This is a genomic window from Cumulibacter soli, from assembly GCF_004382795.1.
Taxonomy (GTDB): domain Bacteria; phylum Actinomycetota; class Actinomycetes; order Mycobacteriales; family Antricoccaceae; genus Cumulibacter; species Cumulibacter soli.
The window spans coordinates 542983-560238 of sequence record NZ_SMSG01000002.1; the positions used below are offsets into that span (position 1 = coordinate 542983).

Here is a 17256-nt window from a genome sequence, read left to right on the forward strand (position 1 = left end):
TTTCGCAGACCGGACTCAAACGGGTTTCTGTTCTCATCGTCCTCCTCTACGATTTCGCTATCCATATATGGAACACTCGCTACATTTTCCACCGCGACCATCCGAAAGAAGGCGAAAATGCGAAAGCGCCACCTCATGTCGCTCGCCACATTCGCGTCACTCTCCCTGGTGCTATCCGGGTGCGGCGACGTGGATCAGGACGACGCGCCCAGCGGCGACGCATCCGAGTACACGACCGACGTCCCACTCGCCGATGATTATGACGCCGAGGGTCACATCAGCACCGGCGAACAAGCGATCCCGCCGACCTGGGACCCGACTGAAAGCATCACTAACGGCGACGCCACGGCTTACACCCCCGTGTACGACAGGCTGCTCACGACCGGTGAGGACGGGACCGCTCAACCGATGCTGGCCGAATCTTACGAGGCCAACGACGACAACACCGCGATGATCCTGCACCTGCGCGAAGACGCGCAGTTCTCCGACGGAACACCATTCAACGCCGAGGCGGTGAAGTTCAACTTGGATCGCGCCCGGGCCCCCGAAAGCACCATCTCCGGTGATCTGAACATGATCGAATCCGTCGAGGTTCTGGACGAATATTCCGTGCAGGTCAACGTGAGCACCGGGGTCGGCACCCTCGCGATCTCGCTGACCTCCCGCGCAGGCATGATGGTCTCCCCTACCGCCGCCAAGGCTGGCGGGCTCTCCGAGATGCCGGTGGGCGTCGGTCCGTTCGTCGCCACCGATATCAATCCAGGTGTCAGCGTCGAGCTCGAGAAAACCCCGAACTACTGGGATCCGGATGCACAAAAGGTGGCCAGCATGACCTACACGCTGTACACCGATGATCAAGCGCGTTATAACGCACTGTTGTCCGGCGAGATCGATGTCGCCCGAATCAACCCCGACCAACTCGAGGAGGTCCAGGCGGCCGGCGCGATCGGCATGGTGCACGAGACACCACTGTTCCTGTACATCGGCATCAATACGTCGATCGAACCCTTTGATGATCCCGAAGTCCGCAAAGCACTGAACATGGCGATCGACCGGGAGGCCATCGCCGAGGGGCTGTACGACGGGTTCTGCACCCCAAGTATCCAACTGTTCCCCGAGTCCAGCCCCGGCTATAGCGAGAAGATCGGCGACGGATCCGACATCTTCCCGTATGACCCGGGAGCCGCCAAGCAGATCTTCGAGGACTCGGGCGCAACAGACGTTGAGATCACCGCGGTCCCCCCGAATGTCACGATTTACACCAAGCTTGCCGAAATTGTGCAGCAGCAGCTCGCCGATGTGGGCGTCACTATGAAGGTCAAGCCGGTGCCACCGGCCCAGTTGGTTCAGGAGTTCGCGATCGACGGCACGGCCGAGTCAACCGTGTCGATCGCGACGGTGATCAACGACCCGCACGCCGTACACGGTCGCTACCTCACCCCGGAGGCGCTATTCAATCCCTCCAGCGAGGACTACGGCGCACTGAACGACGCCGCAAACGCGGCCGCTCAACCGCTCGATCCCGCGGAGCGCAAACCGCTATACGAGGAGTACTGGGACATCTGGGTGGAGAACCCGCCACACATCATCCCGATCTGCAATGTGCACCTCGCGGGCGCGATCAACGAGAACGTCTCGGGCGTACGCATGTTGCCGGACGGCGGAATCGATCTGCGCGGAGCCTCCGTCACCAAGGAGTAGTTAATCGATAGTTATCAATGCGTGACAGGCGCCGGGGCTGCCCAGTCTCGGCGCCTATCGCGTGTTCGGCATCCGCCCCGGAGCGAACGTGTGCGGTATGCGATCCATCCAGGCCACCGAGATAACGGAACGATCATTACTTTACAGAAGTTCCGAAGTTACTCGACGGTTTATATTTCCCTTTAACCAAATCACCGCCACGATCTGCGTACCACCCACCGAAAGGTACGCCGATGAAGAGACGATCCACCAAACTCAGCGTTGGTCTCGCCGTACTCGCCCTACTCCTCGCCGGTTGCGGGGACGGCAGTCGTGACGCGAAGGACCCGGCCGCTGAGGCCGAGGCCTACACGACCGACATCCCGCTCGCGGACGACATCGATCCCAACGGGCACATCCGAACCGGTGAACAAGCGATCCCACCCACCTGGGATCCCACCGAGAGCATCACCAACGGTGATGCAACGGCGTACGTCGCGGTATACGACCGGCTGCTGAGAACGGGCGAGGACGGCACCGCCCAGCCCATGCTCGCGGAGTCCTACGAGTCTGCCGACGACGACGCCGCCATGATCCTGCACCTGCGCGAGGACGCCACGTTCTCCGACGGCGAGCCATTCAACGCCGAGGCGGTCAAGTTCAACCTGGATCGAGCGCGCGCGAAAGAAAGCACGATCGCCGGTGACCTCAGCATGATCAAGTCGGTTGAGGTCGTCGACGAGTACACGGTCAAGGTCAACGTGACCACCGGCATCGGCGCCCTGGCCATCTCACTGACCTCCCGCGCGGGCATGATGGTCTCCCCCAAAGCCGCCAAAGCTGGCGGACTCCCGGAGATGCCCGTCGGCATCGGACCTTTCGTCGCGACCAACATCAACCCGGGCGTGAGCATCGAACTCGAGAAGAATCCGGACTACTGGGATCCCGACGTACAGAAGGTCGCGAAGATGACCTACACCCTGTACTCAGATGACCAGGCGCGCTACAACGCCCTCATCTCCGGCGAGATCGACGTCGCCCGAATCAACCCCGACCAGCTCGAGGAGGTCGAGGCGAACGGCGCAATCGGCATGGTGCACGAAACGCCGCTATACCTGTACCTGGCCGTGAATGCGTCCCAGCCGCCGTTCGATGATCCCGAGATGCGCAAGGCACTGAACATGGCGATCGATCGCGAAGGCATCGCGCAGGGCTTGTACGACGGATTCTGCACACCAAGCATTCAGAACGTGCCGGAATCCAGCCCGGGCTACAGCGACAAGATCGGCGACGGATCGGACATCTTCCCGTACGACCCGGAAGCGGCCAAGAAGATCATCGAGGAGCACGGCGCGACCGGATACAAGTTCACCGCCGTACCGCCGAACGTCACGATCTACACGAAGTTCGCCGAGATCGTGCAACAGCAACTCAAGGATGTCGGTCTCGATATGACGGTCAAGCCGGTGCCCGCCGCCCAACTCGTGCAGGAATACGGTATCGATGCGACAGCAGAAGCTACCGCCTCGATCGCCACAGTGCTCAACGACCCGTACCAGGTGCACTCGCGCTACCTCAGCCCGGATGCCCTGCTGAACGGCGGAAAGACGGACTACCCGGAGCTTAACGCGGCCGCTGATGCGGCGGCGAAGCCCCTGGATCCGGCCGAGCGTAAACCGCTGTACGAGAAGTACTGGGACATCTGGGTAGAGAACCCGCCGCACATCGTCCCGGTGTGCATGGTGCACCTCGCCGGAGCGGTGAACCCCAACATCTCCGGCGTGAAGATGTTGCCGGACGGCGGCATCGACCTCCGCGGCGCCGGGATCGCCAAGGAGTAGATCGATGCGACGGGTTGCCGGCCATCAACGCCCGGCAACCCGACGCATCGGAAACGACGAAGGCCGTCTCCCCATGAGGGGAGACGGCCTTCGGGTACCTACACGTACCGGACTACTAGGCGATGATCTTGGTGACGCGACCCGCGCCCACCGTGCGGCCACCCTCGCGGATAGCCATACGCAGACCCTCTTCCATTGCGATCGGCTGGATCAGCTTGACGCTCATCTCAGTGTTATCGCCAGGCATGACCATCTCGGTGCCCTCGGGGAGGGTAACGACGCCGGTCACGTCCGTGGTGCGGAAGTAGAACTGCGGGCGGTAGTTGTTGAAGAACGGCGTGTGACGGCCACCCTCATCCTTGCTCAGGATGTAGACGTTCGCCTCGAACTCCGTGTGCGGGGTGATCGAGCCCGGCTTCACGACGACCATGCCGCGCTCGACATCTTCGCGCTTGGTGCCACGAAGCAGCAGACCAACGTTGTCGCCAGCCTCGCCGTAGTCCAGCAGCTTGCGGAACATCTCGACGCCGGTGACCGTGGTCTTCTGCGACGATTCGCGGATGCCGACGATCTCGACTTCCTCGTTCACGTTGATCTTGCCGCGCTCGATGCGGCCGGTGACGACGGTGCCACGACCGGTGATCGTGAAGACGTCCTCGATCGGCATCAGGAACGGCTTGTCGGTGTCGCGCTCCGGGTCCGGGATGCTCTCATCCACGGCGTCCATCAGCTCGGCAACCTTGGCCGCCCACTCCGGGTCGCCCTCGAGAGCCTTCAGACCGGACACGCGGATGACCGGAGCGTCGTCGCCCGGGAACTCGTACTGCGAGAGCAGTTCGCGAACCTCGAGCTCAACGAGCTCCAGGATCTCGTCGTCCACGTCCGGCGAGTCGCACTTGTTCAGCGCAACGACGATGTACGGAACGCCGACCTGGCGGGCCAGAAGCACGTGCTCCTTGGTCTGCGGCATCGGACCGTCGGTGCCCGAGACGACGAGGATCGCGCCGTCCATCTGAGCAGCACCGGTGATCATGTTCTTGATGTAGTCGGCGTGACCCGGAGCGTCAACGTGCGCGTAGTGGCGCTTCTCGGTCTGGTACTCCTGGTGCGACACGTTGATCGTGATACCGCGCTGCTTCTCTTCAGGAGCGTTGTCGATCTCGTCGAACGCAGCAGCGTTGTTCAGATCTGGGTACTTGTCAGCCAGAACCTTGGTGATGGCGGCAGTCAGGGTCGTCTTGCCATGGTCGACGTGACCGATCGTGCCGATGTTTACGTGCGGCTTAGTCCGCTCGAACTTGGCCTTCGCCACTGGTGTCCTCCTCAGGACGTTGGGAACGTCGTTCTGACGTGCCGTCTACTTGGAACCTTATTGAGTATTGCTGATGCACCAAGTGGATCACCGGGTGCACCCGGAACTACGGTCGCGGGCTACTCGCCCGTGGCCTTCGCGACGATCTCCTTCGCCACGTTCGAGGGAACCTCGGCGTACGAGTCGAACACCATGCTGTACGACGCACGACCCTGCGTGCGCGACCGTAGGTCACCCACGTAGCCGAACATCTCCGACAGCGGAACCTGAGCCCGCACGACGCGCGAACCACTGCGCTCATCCATCGCCTGGATGATGCCGCGGCGCGAGTTCAGGTCACCGATGACGTCGCCCATGTTCTCTTCCGGGGTAACGACCTCGACGGCCATGACCGGCTCCAGGATGACCGCGCCCGCCTGGCGCAGCGCCTCGCGCATCGCCATCGTGCCGGCGATCTTGAACGCCATTTCGGAGGAGTCGACGTCGTGGAACTGGCCGTCCATCAGCGTGCACTTGACGCCAACGACCGGGTACCCGGCCAGGACGCCGTACTGCAACGCGTCCTGTGCACCAGCGTCGACCGAAGGGATGTATTCCTTCGGCACGCGGCCACCGGTGACCTCGTTGGAGAACTCGTAGGTCGCGCCGTCCTCGGTCTGCTCGAGCGGCTCAACCTTGATCTGGACCTTCGCGAACTGTCCCGACCCACCGGTCTGCTTCTTGTGGGTGTAGTCGAGGCGCTCGACGGTCTTGCGGATCGCCTCGCGGTAGGCCACCTGCGGCTTGCCGACGTTGGCCTCGACGTTGAACTCGCGGCGCATACGGTCGACCAGCACCTCAAGGTGCAACTCGCCCATACCGGAGATGATCGTCTGACCGGACTCTTCGTCGTTCTCGACCTTGAAGGTCGGGTCCTCTTCGGCGAGCTTCTGGATCGCGACGCCCAGCTTCTCCTGGTCGGACTTCGTCTTCGGCTCGATGGCTACCGAAATGACCGTCTCCGGGAACGTCATCGACTCAAGCACGATCTGGTTCTTCGCGTCAGCCAGCGTCTCACCGGTGGTGGTCTGCTTCAGGCCCGCGACGGCGATGATGTCGCCCGCACCGGAGTTCTGCAACTCCTCGCGCTTGTTCGCGTGCATCTGATAGATCTTGCCGATGCGCTCTTTGCGCTCCTTGGTCGTGTTGATGACCTGGTCACCGACCGAGACGGTGCCGGAGTAGATGCGCACGTAGGTGAGCTTGCCGAGGTGCGGATCGGTCTGCACCTTGAACGCGAGGCCGGCGAACGGCTGATCATCGCTCGGTTCGCGGGTGGCTTCGGTCTCGCCATCGGTCAGCGTGCCGTAGACAGCGCCGATATCGATCGGCGAAGGCAAGTAAGCAATCACGTTGTCCAGCAGCGGCTGGACGCCCTTGTTCTTGAACGCCGTACCGCACATCACCGGGTTCAGGTGACCACCGATCGTGGCGCGACGGATGCCGGCCTTGATCTCGTCGTCGGAGAGTTCCTCGCCGCCGAGGTACTTCTCCATGATGGCGTCGTCGTTCTCCGCGAGAGTTTCAATCAACTTCTCGCGGTACTCTTCGGCCTTCTCCTGCAGATCTGCCGGAATGTCTTCGACCTCGAAGTCTTCACCAATCTTCGTCTCGCCACGCCAGGTCAGCGCCTTCATGCGCATCAAGTCGACGACGCCGATGAAGTCGGACTCAGAGCCGATCGGCAACTGCAACACCAGCGGCGTCGCGCCGAGGCGGTCGATCATCATCTGCACACAGCGGTAGAAGTCCGCACCGGTGCGGTCCATCTTGTTGACGAAGCACATACGCGGAACGTTGTACTTGTCGGCCTGACGCCATACGTTCTCGGTCTGCGATTCGACGCCAGCAACACCGTCGTACACCGCGATCGCACCATCGAGCACGCGCAGCGACCGCTCGACCTCTACGGTGAAGTCGACGTGGCCGGGGGTGTCGATGATCTGGATCGTGTGATCCTTCCACATGCACTTGGTGGCCGCGGAAGTGATCGTGATGCCACGCTCCTGCTCCTGCTCCATCCAGTCCATCGTGGCGGAGCCATCGTGCGTCTCACCGATCTTGTAGTTGATACCGGTGTAGAAGAGGATCCGCTCGGTGGTCGTGGTCTTGCCAGCATCGATGTGAGCCATGATGCCGATGTTGCGGACCTTGGTGAGGTCGGTAGCCACTCGATTTTCTCGCAATCGCTGTAGTGGGGAGGTACTGAGGTGGCGGTATACACCGCGGCCGGTTCGGTCGCGGTGTACGGGGTGTTACCAGCGGTAGTGCGCGAAGGCCTTGTTCGACTCGGCCATCTTGTGCATGTCCTCGCGACGCTTCACGCTGGCTCCGAGGCCGTTGGACGCATCCAGGATCTCATTCATCAGACGCTCAGTCATCGTCTTTTCGCGACGCTGACGGCTGTAGGTGACCAACCAACGCAGCGCGAGGGTGTTCGCGCGGCCCGGCTTGACCTCGACCGGAACCTGGTAGGTCGCGCCACCAACGCGGCGGGACTTAACCTCGAGTGCCGGCTTGATGTTGTCCAGCGCACGCTTGAGGGTGATGACCGGATCGTTGCCGTCGGCCTTCTCGCGCGCACCTTCAAGAGCGCCGTAGACGATCCGCTCAGCGGTCGAGCGCTTGCCCGACAGCAGGATCTTGTTTACGAGCGAGGTGACAACGGGGCTGCCGTAAACCGGGTCGTTGATGACCGGACGGCGCGGGGCCGGACCCTTGCGAGGCATTAGCTCTTCTCCTTCTTGGCGCCGTAACGCGAACGGGCCTGCTTGCGGCCGCGCACACCCTGGGTGTCGAGCGAACCGCGAATGATCTTGTAGCGCACACCGGGCAGGTCCTTCACACGGCCACCGCGCACGAGCACGATCGAGTGCTCCTGCAGGTTGTGACCGACGCCAGGAATGTAGGCCGTGACCTCGATACCGCTCGACAGCTTGACGCGCGCGACCTTGCGCAGCGCCGAGTTCGGCTTCTTCGGGGTCGTCGTGTAAACACGCGTGCACACACCGCGGCGCTGGGGGCTCCCCTTCAGCGCAGGGGTGTTGGTCTTCGTGACCTTGTCCTGGCGGCCCTTGCGGACCAGCTGCTGGATCGTAGGCATACTGCCTCTTCGTCTCCTCAAACTCGCAGCGACCGCCGGGACGCGGTGCGCCTGCGCTGCTGCTCTGTGTACTTGCTCGGTTAGTGGTGCGACGTTTCAGTTGTGCTTGACCGGTACCCGCGACCGGGCGTGTCGCGGCGGCGCCCAATGATACGGCGATCGGGGCATGCACGCGCTCTCACGCAGCACGACCGGCGTGCATGACGCCATACGGCGGGAGCACGAGGAACAACTCTACCCGGCGCATCGGCGGGGCGTCAAAGCAGGCGGAAAACCAATAGCGTGATCCGGGTCGCCCTCAGCGGGCGCCGCCGCGGGGCGCTATCTCGTATCGCACCCTGCCGTCCTGCTCAAGGAATGCCCGAACTTTGAGGCCGCGCCGCTCGATTGGCCTGGCAACCAGGCCGTGCTGTGTCGCAAGCACTTCAATTCTAGAGCCCTCGTGCGCGCGGCGCATGGCGGCGCGTGCGCGCGCCGGCAGCGAGAGCGGCCAGGCCAGCAACAGCAACGGCAGCACCGCGATCCACCACGACGTCGCGAGCGTCTGGGTACGCAGCAGGATGATGAAGCCCGCCACGGCCGCTACCACCGGAAACGTCGCGCCGAGCGCGACTTGTGCGCGCAAGCTCGGCCAGGCAGATGGCCACACGGTGGGTAACGCAGGTTGCCCAGATCCCGACGTCGGTTCATAGCGGGGATCGTTCGGCACGTTGCAAGAGTACTGGCCGCTCGCCGCGGGTCGTCCCGCCCTCGGCGCACCGAGTCCCGACTGCGCCGCGCTAACCACCGAACCGGCGGTGCCGGCTGGCGTATTCACGGACCGCACGCAGGAAATCCACCCGCCGAAAGTCGGGCCAGTAGACATCGGAGAAGTAGAACTCCGAGTTGGCGGTCTGCCAGAGCAGGAACCCGGATAGCCGCTGCTCCCCCGACGTACGAATGATCAGGTCCGGATCGGGCTGCCCTTTGGTATAGAGGTGCGCTCCGATGTCGTCGAGGTTGATCGATTCGGCAACCTCGTGCAGCGAGTGGCCCTGCGACTCCGCGGTGCGCAGGGCACCGCGGACGGCATCGACGATCTCCTGCCGGCCGCCGTACCCGACTGCGATGTTGACCACGATCCCGGTCTTGTTATCAGTCGAGCGGGCGGCCTCGCGCAATTCGGCGGCGGTCTCGGTCGGCAGCAGCTCTAGCGCGCCCATCACCCGAACCCGCCAATCGCGGGCGGACTGGCTCAAGCTGCGCGCGACATCGACAATGATGCCCAACAACGGGCCAAGTTCCTTCGGGTCGCGGTTGGACAGGTTGTCGGTGGACAGCAGCCAGATCGTGACGACCTCGACGCCCAGGTCAGAACTCCAGGTGATCAGATCGTCGAGCTTGCGGCCGCCATACCTGTGTCCGTCGGCGACGTCGAAGCCCATTTCTTTCGCCCAGCGCCGGTTTCCATCGACGATTACCCCGATGTGCCGGGGAATCTCGGACTGTTGCAGGTCGGCGAGCACGCGGCTCTCATATGCGGTGTACAGCGCGGGGCTGAGTAAACGCTTCGCTCGCTTGCGCGCTTTGGTCAACTGGCGACGTACGCCGGCGGGGAGATTGGCCACCCGCCGAGGGTATCGCCTGGCTCGAGTTCGTTCTCGCAACCCCGTGAGGTGAACTGCGCAGCGCCGTGAAGTGCTCGCGAACACTCCGCGGGTGGACGGTTGTCAGGTTCCGCACCGGACTGTGCAGCAGGGCACACGACTTGATCCCCAGAACTCACGCCTGTCCATCACGGCCGGGCGTAACGTGATCTGATGACGATCACGAGCGCTCCCACCGCCGCTATCGACCACCGTGATCTTGAGTTGCGGTTGGCAGAATCCGACTCCGATTACGAACCGCTTGACACCAGGCCCACCTGGCGCGGCTGGATTCATCTCGTTGCGTTCTTTACCGCCATCGCGCAAACTGCGGTGCTCGTTCCGTTGGCGGCAGTGCAGAGCGGTCGCGCCGCGCTGGCAGTATCCATTTACTGCGCTGCGATGCTCCTGCTTTTCGGGACATCGGCCCTGTACCACCGCCGCCGCTGGACCCCGCGCGGCTGGATGGTCATGAAGCGTCTCGACCACTGCATGATCTTCCTGTTTATCGCAGGAACGTATGCCCCGTTTGGGCTGATCGCGCTCGACGGCGCCGCGCGGTGGTGGATCCTCGGCGTTGTCTGGAGCGGCGCACTGCTCGGCGTCACGCTGAAGACGGTGTGGCCTCGGGCCCCGCGATGGCTTGGCGTACCGATCTATATCGCGGTCGGATGGCCCGCCGTGTTCGTGCTTGGGCCGATCCTGGACAACGGTGGCGTCGCGGCGCTCGTGCTGCTGCTGGTCGGCGGGGTTTGCTACACCGTGGGCGCCGTCTGCTACGCGACCAAACGACCAAACCCACGGCCGGGGCATTTCGGTTACCACGAGGTGTTCCACGCCTTCACGGTGCTGGCAGCCATCAGCCATTTCATCGCAGTGTTTCTCGTGCTGTACCAAAGTCCGCTGATCTAACTGAGATCTCGCAGCCCTGACTGAGTTCAACACTCGGCGCGCTCTAAAGACGCAGCGAAATCGGCGAGGCGTCGTTCAGAGTGCGATGCCCTGCCGATTTCGCTGCGTTTTTTGCGGCGATCGTGGGACTGCCCGGGCTCGGATCCCGGCTACCTGGTCTGGCTAGGGGCGCCTGGTCTGGCGATCGCCATACTTGGTCTGGACCGCAGGCAACTTGTGTGCCAGCTACCTGTCCCGAAGATCGGCGACCTGTGTCACCGGACGATCGCACACTCCCCCGCGACATGCGAATAGACGCCCGAAGGAGCCAACGCGGCCAGCCAGCAGCGGCGAAGCTGCCTCATCGTGCCCCACCAGAATGAGCGCCCCCGGCTCGGCGATCTGCCGCGCCTCAACCTCCAGCCGACTGGTGTCCTCATCAATTTCAGGGCCGGTGACGACGTAGGTTGGCATGCCGGCCGACCAATTCTGCGCAACGCGCCAGATCGTGCCCGCAGCGTTCGGGGCTTGTTCCAGCACCGGACTCAGATGCGCGAGCAGACGTTCAACCTCATCGCTGTATGCCCCCTCACCAGTGATCGCGTGCGCGAGCGCGAGCGCATCGACGAGGCTGGCGATCCCCGACGGCGTCGGATTGTCGAACACGTCTGCCGGCCGATGGATCAGGTCGCTGTCACTGGGCGCGTCGGCGTACAACGCCTCGTCGTCGGCAAACAGTGAACGCGCGCGGTCGATGAGGCGTATCGCGATCTCCAGGTATCGCCGCGCGGCGGTCGCCAGGTGCAACCGCAACAGCGCTGCGGCCAACGCCGCATAGTCCTCCAACATCCCGCCGACAGATCCTGCAGTGCCGCCGATCGACGCGCGCACCAACACGCCATCAATGACATGAGTGTCGATGAGTACGTCGGCGACGCGGCGGGCAGCGATCAGCGCTCGGGTGTTCCCCGTTGCCCGGTACAGATCGCACAAGCCGCTGATTGCAAGCGCGTTCCAGGAGGTGATGACCTTGTCGTCGCGGCCGGGTTGCGGACGAGTTGCACGGGCCTCGCGTAGCGCTGCGCGCCACGTCGGCCACTTGGACCCGAGCTCGCTGTCGATCGCGACCGCCATCTGCAGCGTTGAGGTTCCGTGTTCGAACGTGCCTTGCTCGGTCACCTTCAGCAACTCAGCCGCCAACTGCGCGTCAGCCTCGCCGAGCACCTCCGCGAGCTGAGCCGGCGTCCAGGCGTACGTGAGCCCTTCGACCCCATCGGTGTCAGCATCCAGCGACGAGGCGTAGGCACCCGAATCGGTGCGCAAGTCGCTTTCCAGGAAGTTGACGATCTCCGCGCAGATGCGACTCGCGAGACCGGTGGCGTCGGTCGGGATCCACGCGGCGTACGCCGATAGCAACAACGCGTTGTCATAGAGCATCTTCTCGAAATGCGGTACGACCCACTGCGCATCGACGCTGTAGCGACTGAACCCACCGGCAAGCTGGTCGTAGATTCCGCCGTACGCCATGGCCTTCATAGTGGCCTCGGCCATCTCTCGCGTCCGTTCGTTGCCAGCGCACAGCGCAGGGAGCACGGTCGCCGGCGGGAACTTGGGTGCCGAGCCGAACCCGCCGTACTTCGCGTCGAAGACGCCACTGAGCCGTTCGGTCGCGGCAGCGAACGTGTCGGAATCGGGCACCTTGCCACTCTGGTGACCAGCCGTCAGCTGGCGTTGGCGAATATGGGCGGCGACGGTCCCGGCGGTCTCCAACGCCTGCTCGCGACGCTCGCGCCACGCATCCAGGACCCCATGCAGCAGTTGAGTGAACGACGGCATGCCCTGGCGCGGGGACGGCGGAAAGTACGTCCCGCAATAGAACGGTTGCCCGTCAGGCGTCGCGAACACAGTCATCGGCCAGCCGCCCTGGCCGGTTAACGCGACGGTGGCGGACATATAGACGGCGTCAACGTCGGGACGCTCTTCACGGTCGACCTTGATGCTGACGAAATTCTCGTTGAGCAGCGCGGCCAGCGCCGGGTCCTCGAAGGACTCGTGCGCCATCACGTGGCACCAATGGCAGGCCGCGTACCCGATGGAGATGAAGACGGGGACGTCGCGGCGACGGGCTTCGTCGAACGCAGCATCACCCCATTCCTGCCAGTGCACCGGGTTGTCGGCATGCTGCTGCAGATATGGGCTGGTTGCGGCGGACAGTCGATTAGTCATAGATCGCTCCTCAACCCGTGCGCATCGGGATTCTCGCGAGACGGGCGAATTTTCGAAAGCCGACGGCTCCCTTGGCGCCCAGCCTAGGAGCAACACCGATATCCCGCAGGGCCCGCGACTGGTGTTCCGCGACGTGCGGACAAACATGGATGCGGCGGCGTCCAGCACTCGGGGGTTGCCGAACCCCACCCAGCCGCACCTCATAGTCGCGATGCGTTGCTGGCGACCAGCGCCTCCGTCGCGCGTGACGCGGACCACACGCCATGACTAGGCTGAAACGCATGGACCAGACCATTGACTGCGACCTACTCATCGTCGGCGCCGGACCCGCGGGCCTGTTCGCGGCGTACTACGCAGGATTCCGCGAGCTCAGCACCGTCATCGTCGACTCACTGCCCGAGCCGGGCGGTCAGGTCAGCGCCCTCTACCCCGAGAAAATCATCTACGACGTGGCTGGCTTCCCCGAGATCAAGGGTCAGACGCTCGTCGACCAACTGGTCGAGCAGGCCGACCAGTACAAGCCAACGTATCTGTTGACACACCGTGCCGAGCACCTTGAGTCTTACGACGAGTACGTCGAGGTCGTGACCAGCAAGGACGCCGTAATCCATGCGAAAGCAGTGATCATCACCGGCGGAATCGGCACGTTCACGCCGCGCCCGCTGCCTGACGCCGCCGAGTACGAAGGACACGGGCTGCGGTACTTCGTACCCAAATTGGATGACCTGCGCGATCAAGACGTTCTGATCGTCGGCGGCGGAGATTCGGCATTCGACTGGGCCGAGAGCCTCGAGGGTATCGCGCGTTCGCGCACTCTGATTCACCGCCGCGAACAGTTTCGCGCGCACGAGGGATCTGTGGCAAAGGTGCTGGCCAGCGACACCGAAGTGCTCACCCCGTTCGAAGTTGCCAAGATCCATGGCGGTGACGCGATCACCAGCGTCGACATCTTTCACAGCAAGACCGATGAGCGGCGCACTCTCAAGGTCCAAGCGGTTGTGGCTGCGCTCGGGTTCGTCGCGGACATGGGGGCGTTCGCCTCGTGGGGCATCACCCAGCGCAAGCGTCATCTCGTCGTGGACGCCGCGATGCGCACTAACGTGCCCCGGGTGTTTGCGGCCGGAGACATCATCGATTACGACAGCGACGCGGACGCAAAGGTGCGGCTGATCGCAGTCGGATTCGGTGAGGCCGCGACCGCAGTCAACAACGCCGTACCGGTGATCAGGCCCGGGTCGAAGGTGTTCCCCGGGCACTCTTCCGACCCGCATTAGCCTGCTCGGCACGCCGGAGCGACACGTGCGGAACGGCACGGGCGAGGTGCCACGCGCTACTTTAGGTGCGCACCTGAGACAGATCACCGCTCAGCCAACAGCGGATTGACGACCCAGACGTCAACAGCGGCGTGACCGGAAGACCGCAGCCCGAGTGACTAGGGACGCCTCAGCCTGGGCGCACTACTACTTGTCGCGGTTACTTGTCGCGGTCCTTATTGACCTTCGCCTTCGCCTTGCGAATTTGCTCAGCCCGCTTTGCTTTCTGATCAGTCGCCAACTGCGTCGGCGTTCCCAACCGCGGCGGCGTCTGCGTACTCAAATCGACCGACTCCACCGTCGGGACCGCACTGGTTGCCTTACCGGCAAGGTCCTCCGTCTGCTGCTGACGAGCCTTGCCACCGAAGTTGCCGGGCACCTTGCGGATGTGCCGGTTCATCGAGCGGAATAGGAAGATGCAGACCACGACGAATGCCAGCAGCACAAACAAGCCCGTCGGAGCCGCCTTGCCCCATTCCGGATTACCCTCCGGCGCGTTACTCGGCCCGGCCTCGGCGAGGAGCACATGGGCTCCAGCGACCAATTCACCGATCATGACGCCTCCTTGCTCAGGTACTCGCGCACACCGGCGAACAGGTCGTCCTCGGGCATGCTCGAGGTGACGTGCGAGACCGCAAGTTCGTAGTCCTCGGTCGGCCACGCAGTTTGCTGCGCTTCCATCGACACCGCGAACCACCGCCCTTCGGGATCGACCTGCGTCGCGTGCGCGCGTAACGCATCGTCGCGCACCTCGAAGTACTCGCCACACGGCACCCGGGTGGTGATCCGGTGAAACATATCGGGCCGATCACCCCAACTCGCGAGCCATTCCTTATAGGCAGCTTCGTGCCCATGCTGTTCAAGATACGCGTCGATGGCTTCCATCCGCGCGCGCGAGAAATTCATGTGGTAATAGGTCTTCAGCACCTGCCACGGTTCACCGAGCTCCGGGTGGTACGCCGGATCGGCCGCTGCTTCCAAAGCCGCCATCGACACCGTGTGGGTCATGATGTGGTCGGGGTGCGGGTACCCACCGTTCTCGTCATACGTCAACATCACGTGCGGGCGGTCCCGGCGAATCATCTCCACCAGCCGTGGCACAGTTTCCTCCAACGGCGCCAGCGCGAAGCAGCCCTCCGGGAGCGGCGGCAGCGGGTCCCCCTCCGGCAGACCGGAATCGACGAAGCCGAGCCACCACTGTTTGACGCCGAGGATCTCGCGCGCGCGTTCCATCTCCGCCCGGCGGATCTCACTGATCCGTTCCCACGTTTCCGGCGTATCGAGTGCCGGGTTGAGCACGCTGCCCCGTTCACCGCCGGTGCAGGTCACGACCACGACATCTACACCCTCGCGAACGTACCTCGCCATCGTCGCGGCGCCCTTGCTGGACTCATCATCTGGATGGGCGTGCACGGCCATCAGGCGCAACTGTTCGGTGTCGTTCATCGGCATCCCTATATTGTTACCGATCCGTCCCGACAAACCGCACGCATCCCTGTGACAGTCGCCTCGCCGCACGCCGCGGACGCGTTTGGGCCGCCTCGCGGAACACAGACGGGCCTTGACTTCACATGTACTGTTGGGAGTTCACTGTCCCCGATGAGGAGTACTCCCGTGTCCGATCCCGGCAAGACCTGGCTGACCCAGGCCGCGTTCGACAAGCTGCAGTCGGAGCTCGACGAGCTGATCGCCAACCGTCCCGCCGTAGCGGCCGAGATCAACGAACGCCGCGAAGAAGGCGATCTCAAGGAGAACGGCGGTTACCACGCCGCTCGCGAAGAGCAGGGCAGGCAGGAAGGCCGTATTCGTCAGCTCGAGGAGTTGATCCGCAACGCGGAGATCGGCGAGGCGCCGGATCCGAATTCCGGGGTTGGCATCGGCAGTGTGGTCACCATTCAGTACGTCGGCGACGACGACACCGAGAAGTTCCTGATCGGCTCGCGCGAAATCGGCGCGACCACGGATCTCCAGGTTTACTCCCCTGAATCGGCCATCGGTGGCGCGCTTACCGGTCACAAGGTCGGTGACGAGGTCACCTACGAAACGCCCACCGGAGCGAGCATCACCGTGAAGGTGCTCGGGGTCGAGACCTTCATCCCGTAACGGGCGTGATCGCCGGGCCACGCACGCAATAACTCCCTCGCCAGCCGGGGGTAGGCTGGCCTCATCATGGGTCAATTTGCGCGACGACTGGTCTCGATGATCGGCGCTATCGGTATAGGTGTCACGGGCGCGTCTGCCGCGGCCGGCGCACTTCTTCTCGCCGAAGCGCGCACCGCTCGCCGACGCGTCGAGCAATACACTCCCGTCGACGATCCCCCCACCGGAAACGGAATCTGGGGCGACGGCGCGGGCGAACCGATCGTGCTGGCGATTCTCGGTGACTCCTCAGCGGTCGGACTTGGCGTCGATGAGGTCGAGTCGACGCCCGGTGTGTTGATCGCCGCCGGTCTGTCGCGGTTAGCCGGTCGTCCGGTGCAACTGACCAGGCACGCGATCAGCGGAGCCGAATCTCGTCATCTAGACCAGCAAGTCACCGACGTCCTGCCCGAAACACCCGATGTTGCCGTGATCATGATCGGCGCGAACGACGTCACGGCCCGCACCGATCCGAAAGTCGCGACGACCTATCTCGGCGACGCCGTACGCCGGCTGCGCTCCGCGGGCGTACACGTCGTTGTCGCTACCTGTCCCGACCTAGGTACGGTGCGGCCGATTCCGCAACCGCTGCGCACGATTGCCCGAAAGTGGAGCCGCGATATGGCCGCAGCGCAGATCGTCGCTGTGCTGCAGGCCGGCGGGCGCACGGTTGCCCTCGGCTCATCTCTGGGCCCGACGTTCGCACGGTACGACGAACTGTGGAGCGATGACGGCTTCCACCCCTCGGCCGCCGGGTACGCCACCGCGGCGTCGTTCGTGCTGCCATCCGTGGCCGATGCCCTCGGGTATTGGCCCATCTCCCGCGGCGACATCCGAAAGAAGGCGCTGGCGCGTCGCAAACGCAACATCACGACCACCGCCGCCCGGTCCTCTCAGCAGACCGGCTCCGAGGTGACCAGTGATGAGGTCACCACCCTTGATGGACACCGCCAGGACCGGGCGCGGATCAGCCGTTTGCTGCCCGTGCCGCTACCGGTTCCGCGGCGCCCTCCTGGCAGCCATCCCGACCTCATCGCCGACCTCGCTGCCACCGACGATGCGGATAATTCCGCTACCGAGGAGTGAC

General features: G+C 63.7%; 15 protein-coding genes. 6 read left to right on the forward strand and 9 right to left on the reverse strand.

Going from position 1 to position 17256, the window contains the following annotated elements; translation table 11 throughout:
- The first annotated feature begins 117 nt into the window (after window positions 1-117).
- Both E1H16_RS06305 and E1H16_RS06310 read left to right on the forward strand, forming a co-directional pair.
- The gene (locus tag E1H16_RS06305) at window positions 118-1701 is read left to right on the forward strand and encodes an ABC transporter substrate-binding protein (protein ID WP_166741642.1); all 1584 of its coding nucleotides are present in this window, start codon (window positions 118-120) and stop codon (window positions 1699-1701) included.
- A gap of 233 nt (window positions 1702-1934) precedes the next feature.
- Entirely contained in the window at window positions 1935-3521 is a 1587-nt protein-coding gene (locus E1H16_RS06310; protein ID WP_134322827.1) for an ABC transporter substrate-binding protein, read from the forward strand.
- A 115-nt stretch (window positions 3522-3636) separates the two neighbouring features.
- Here E1H16_RS06310 and tuf read toward each other — a convergent pair whose 3' ends face one another.
- The 6 genes from tuf to E1H16_RS06340 all read right to left on the reverse strand — a co-directional run bounded on the left by tuf (window position 3637) and on the right by E1H16_RS06340 (window position 9582).
- Window positions 3637-4833, reverse strand: coding sequence for an elongation factor Tu (gene tuf / locus E1H16_RS06315; RefSeq protein WP_134322828.1), 1197 nt, complete (start codon window positions 4831-4833; stop codon window positions 3637-3639).
- Window positions 4834-4952: 119 nt separating this feature from the next.
- Window positions 4953-7043: an elongation factor G gene (gene fusA, locus E1H16_RS06320; RefSeq protein WP_134322829.1), complete on the reverse strand. Its 2091-nt coding sequence runs from the start codon at window positions 7041-7043 to the stop codon at window positions 4953-4955.
- Between the two features lie 84 nt (window positions 7044-7127).
- A complete protein-coding gene (rpsG, locus tag E1H16_RS06325) occupies window positions 7128-7601 on the reverse strand; it encodes a 30S ribosomal protein S7 (protein ID WP_134322830.1) in 474 nt (157 codons plus the stop codon).
- Complete coding sequence (rpsL, locus tag E1H16_RS06330) at window positions 7601-7975, reverse strand: 30S ribosomal protein S12 (RefSeq protein WP_106849762.1); 375 nt, start codon at window positions 7973-7975, stop codon at window positions 7601-7603. The genes rpsG and rpsL overlap by 1 nt, the downstream gene beginning before the upstream one ends.
- A 298-nt stretch (window positions 7976-8273) precedes the next feature.
- Window positions 8274-8684, reverse strand: a complete 411-nt coding sequence (locus tag E1H16_RS06335; RefSeq protein WP_134322831.1) for a hypothetical protein — start codon at window positions 8682-8684, stop codon at window positions 8274-8276.
- Window positions 8685-8754: 70 nt separating this feature from the next.
- Window positions 8755-9582 (reverse strand): isoprenyl transferase, encoded by an 828-nt coding sequence (locus E1H16_RS06340; protein ID WP_243837709.1) that lies wholly within the window; start codon window positions 9580-9582, stop codon window positions 8755-8757.
- A gap of 192 nt (window positions 9583-9774) precedes the next feature.
- Here E1H16_RS06340 and trhA point away from each other — a divergent pair, with 192 nt between their 5' ends.
- Window positions 9775-10512 (forward strand): PAQR family membrane homeostasis protein TrhA, encoded by a 738-nt coding sequence (gene trhA, locus E1H16_RS06345; RefSeq protein WP_134322832.1) that lies wholly within the window; start codon window positions 9775-9777, stop codon window positions 10510-10512.
- Between the two features lie 225 nt (window positions 10513-10737).
- Here the strand turns inward: trhA and E1H16_RS06350 are convergent, their stop codons facing one another.
- On the reverse strand, window positions 10738-12717 hold the full coding sequence (locus E1H16_RS06350; RefSeq protein ID WP_134322833.1) for a thioredoxin domain-containing protein: 1980 nt from the start codon (window positions 12715-12717) through the stop codon (window positions 10738-10740).
- 281 nt (window positions 12718-12998) lie between these two features.
- Between E1H16_RS06350 and E1H16_RS06355 the strand changes: the two genes are divergently transcribed.
- Window positions 12999-13991, forward strand: a complete 993-nt coding sequence (locus E1H16_RS06355) for an NAD(P)/FAD-dependent oxidoreductase (RefSeq protein WP_134322834.1) — start codon at window positions 12999-13001, stop codon at window positions 13989-13991.
- A gap of 199 nt (window positions 13992-14190) precedes the next feature.
- Here the strand turns inward: E1H16_RS06355 and E1H16_RS06360 are convergent, their stop codons facing one another.
- Window positions 14191-14586, reverse strand: a complete 396-nt coding sequence (locus tag E1H16_RS06360) for a hypothetical protein (protein ID WP_134322835.1) — start codon at window positions 14584-14586, stop codon at window positions 14191-14193.
- Window positions 14583-15476: a mycothiol conjugate amidase Mca gene (gene mca, locus E1H16_RS06365; RefSeq protein ID WP_134322836.1), complete on the reverse strand. Its 894-nt coding sequence runs from the start codon at window positions 15474-15476 to the stop codon at window positions 14583-14585. The genes E1H16_RS06360 and mca overlap by 4 nt, the downstream gene beginning before the upstream one ends.
- A 168-nt stretch (window positions 15477-15644) precedes the next feature.
- Here mca and greA point away from each other — a divergent pair, with 168 nt between their 5' ends.
- Both greA and E1H16_RS06375 read left to right on the forward strand, forming a co-directional pair.
- On the forward strand, window positions 15645-16133 hold the full coding sequence (greA, locus tag E1H16_RS06370; RefSeq protein WP_243837711.1) for a transcription elongation factor GreA: 489 nt from the start codon (window positions 15645-15647) through the stop codon (window positions 16131-16133).
- A 66-nt stretch (window positions 16134-16199) separates the two neighbouring features.
- A complete protein-coding gene (locus tag E1H16_RS06375; protein WP_134322838.1) occupies window positions 16200-17255 on the forward strand; it encodes an SGNH/GDSL hydrolase family protein in 1056 nt (351 codons plus the stop codon).
- Window position 17256: the final 1 nt, after the last annotated feature.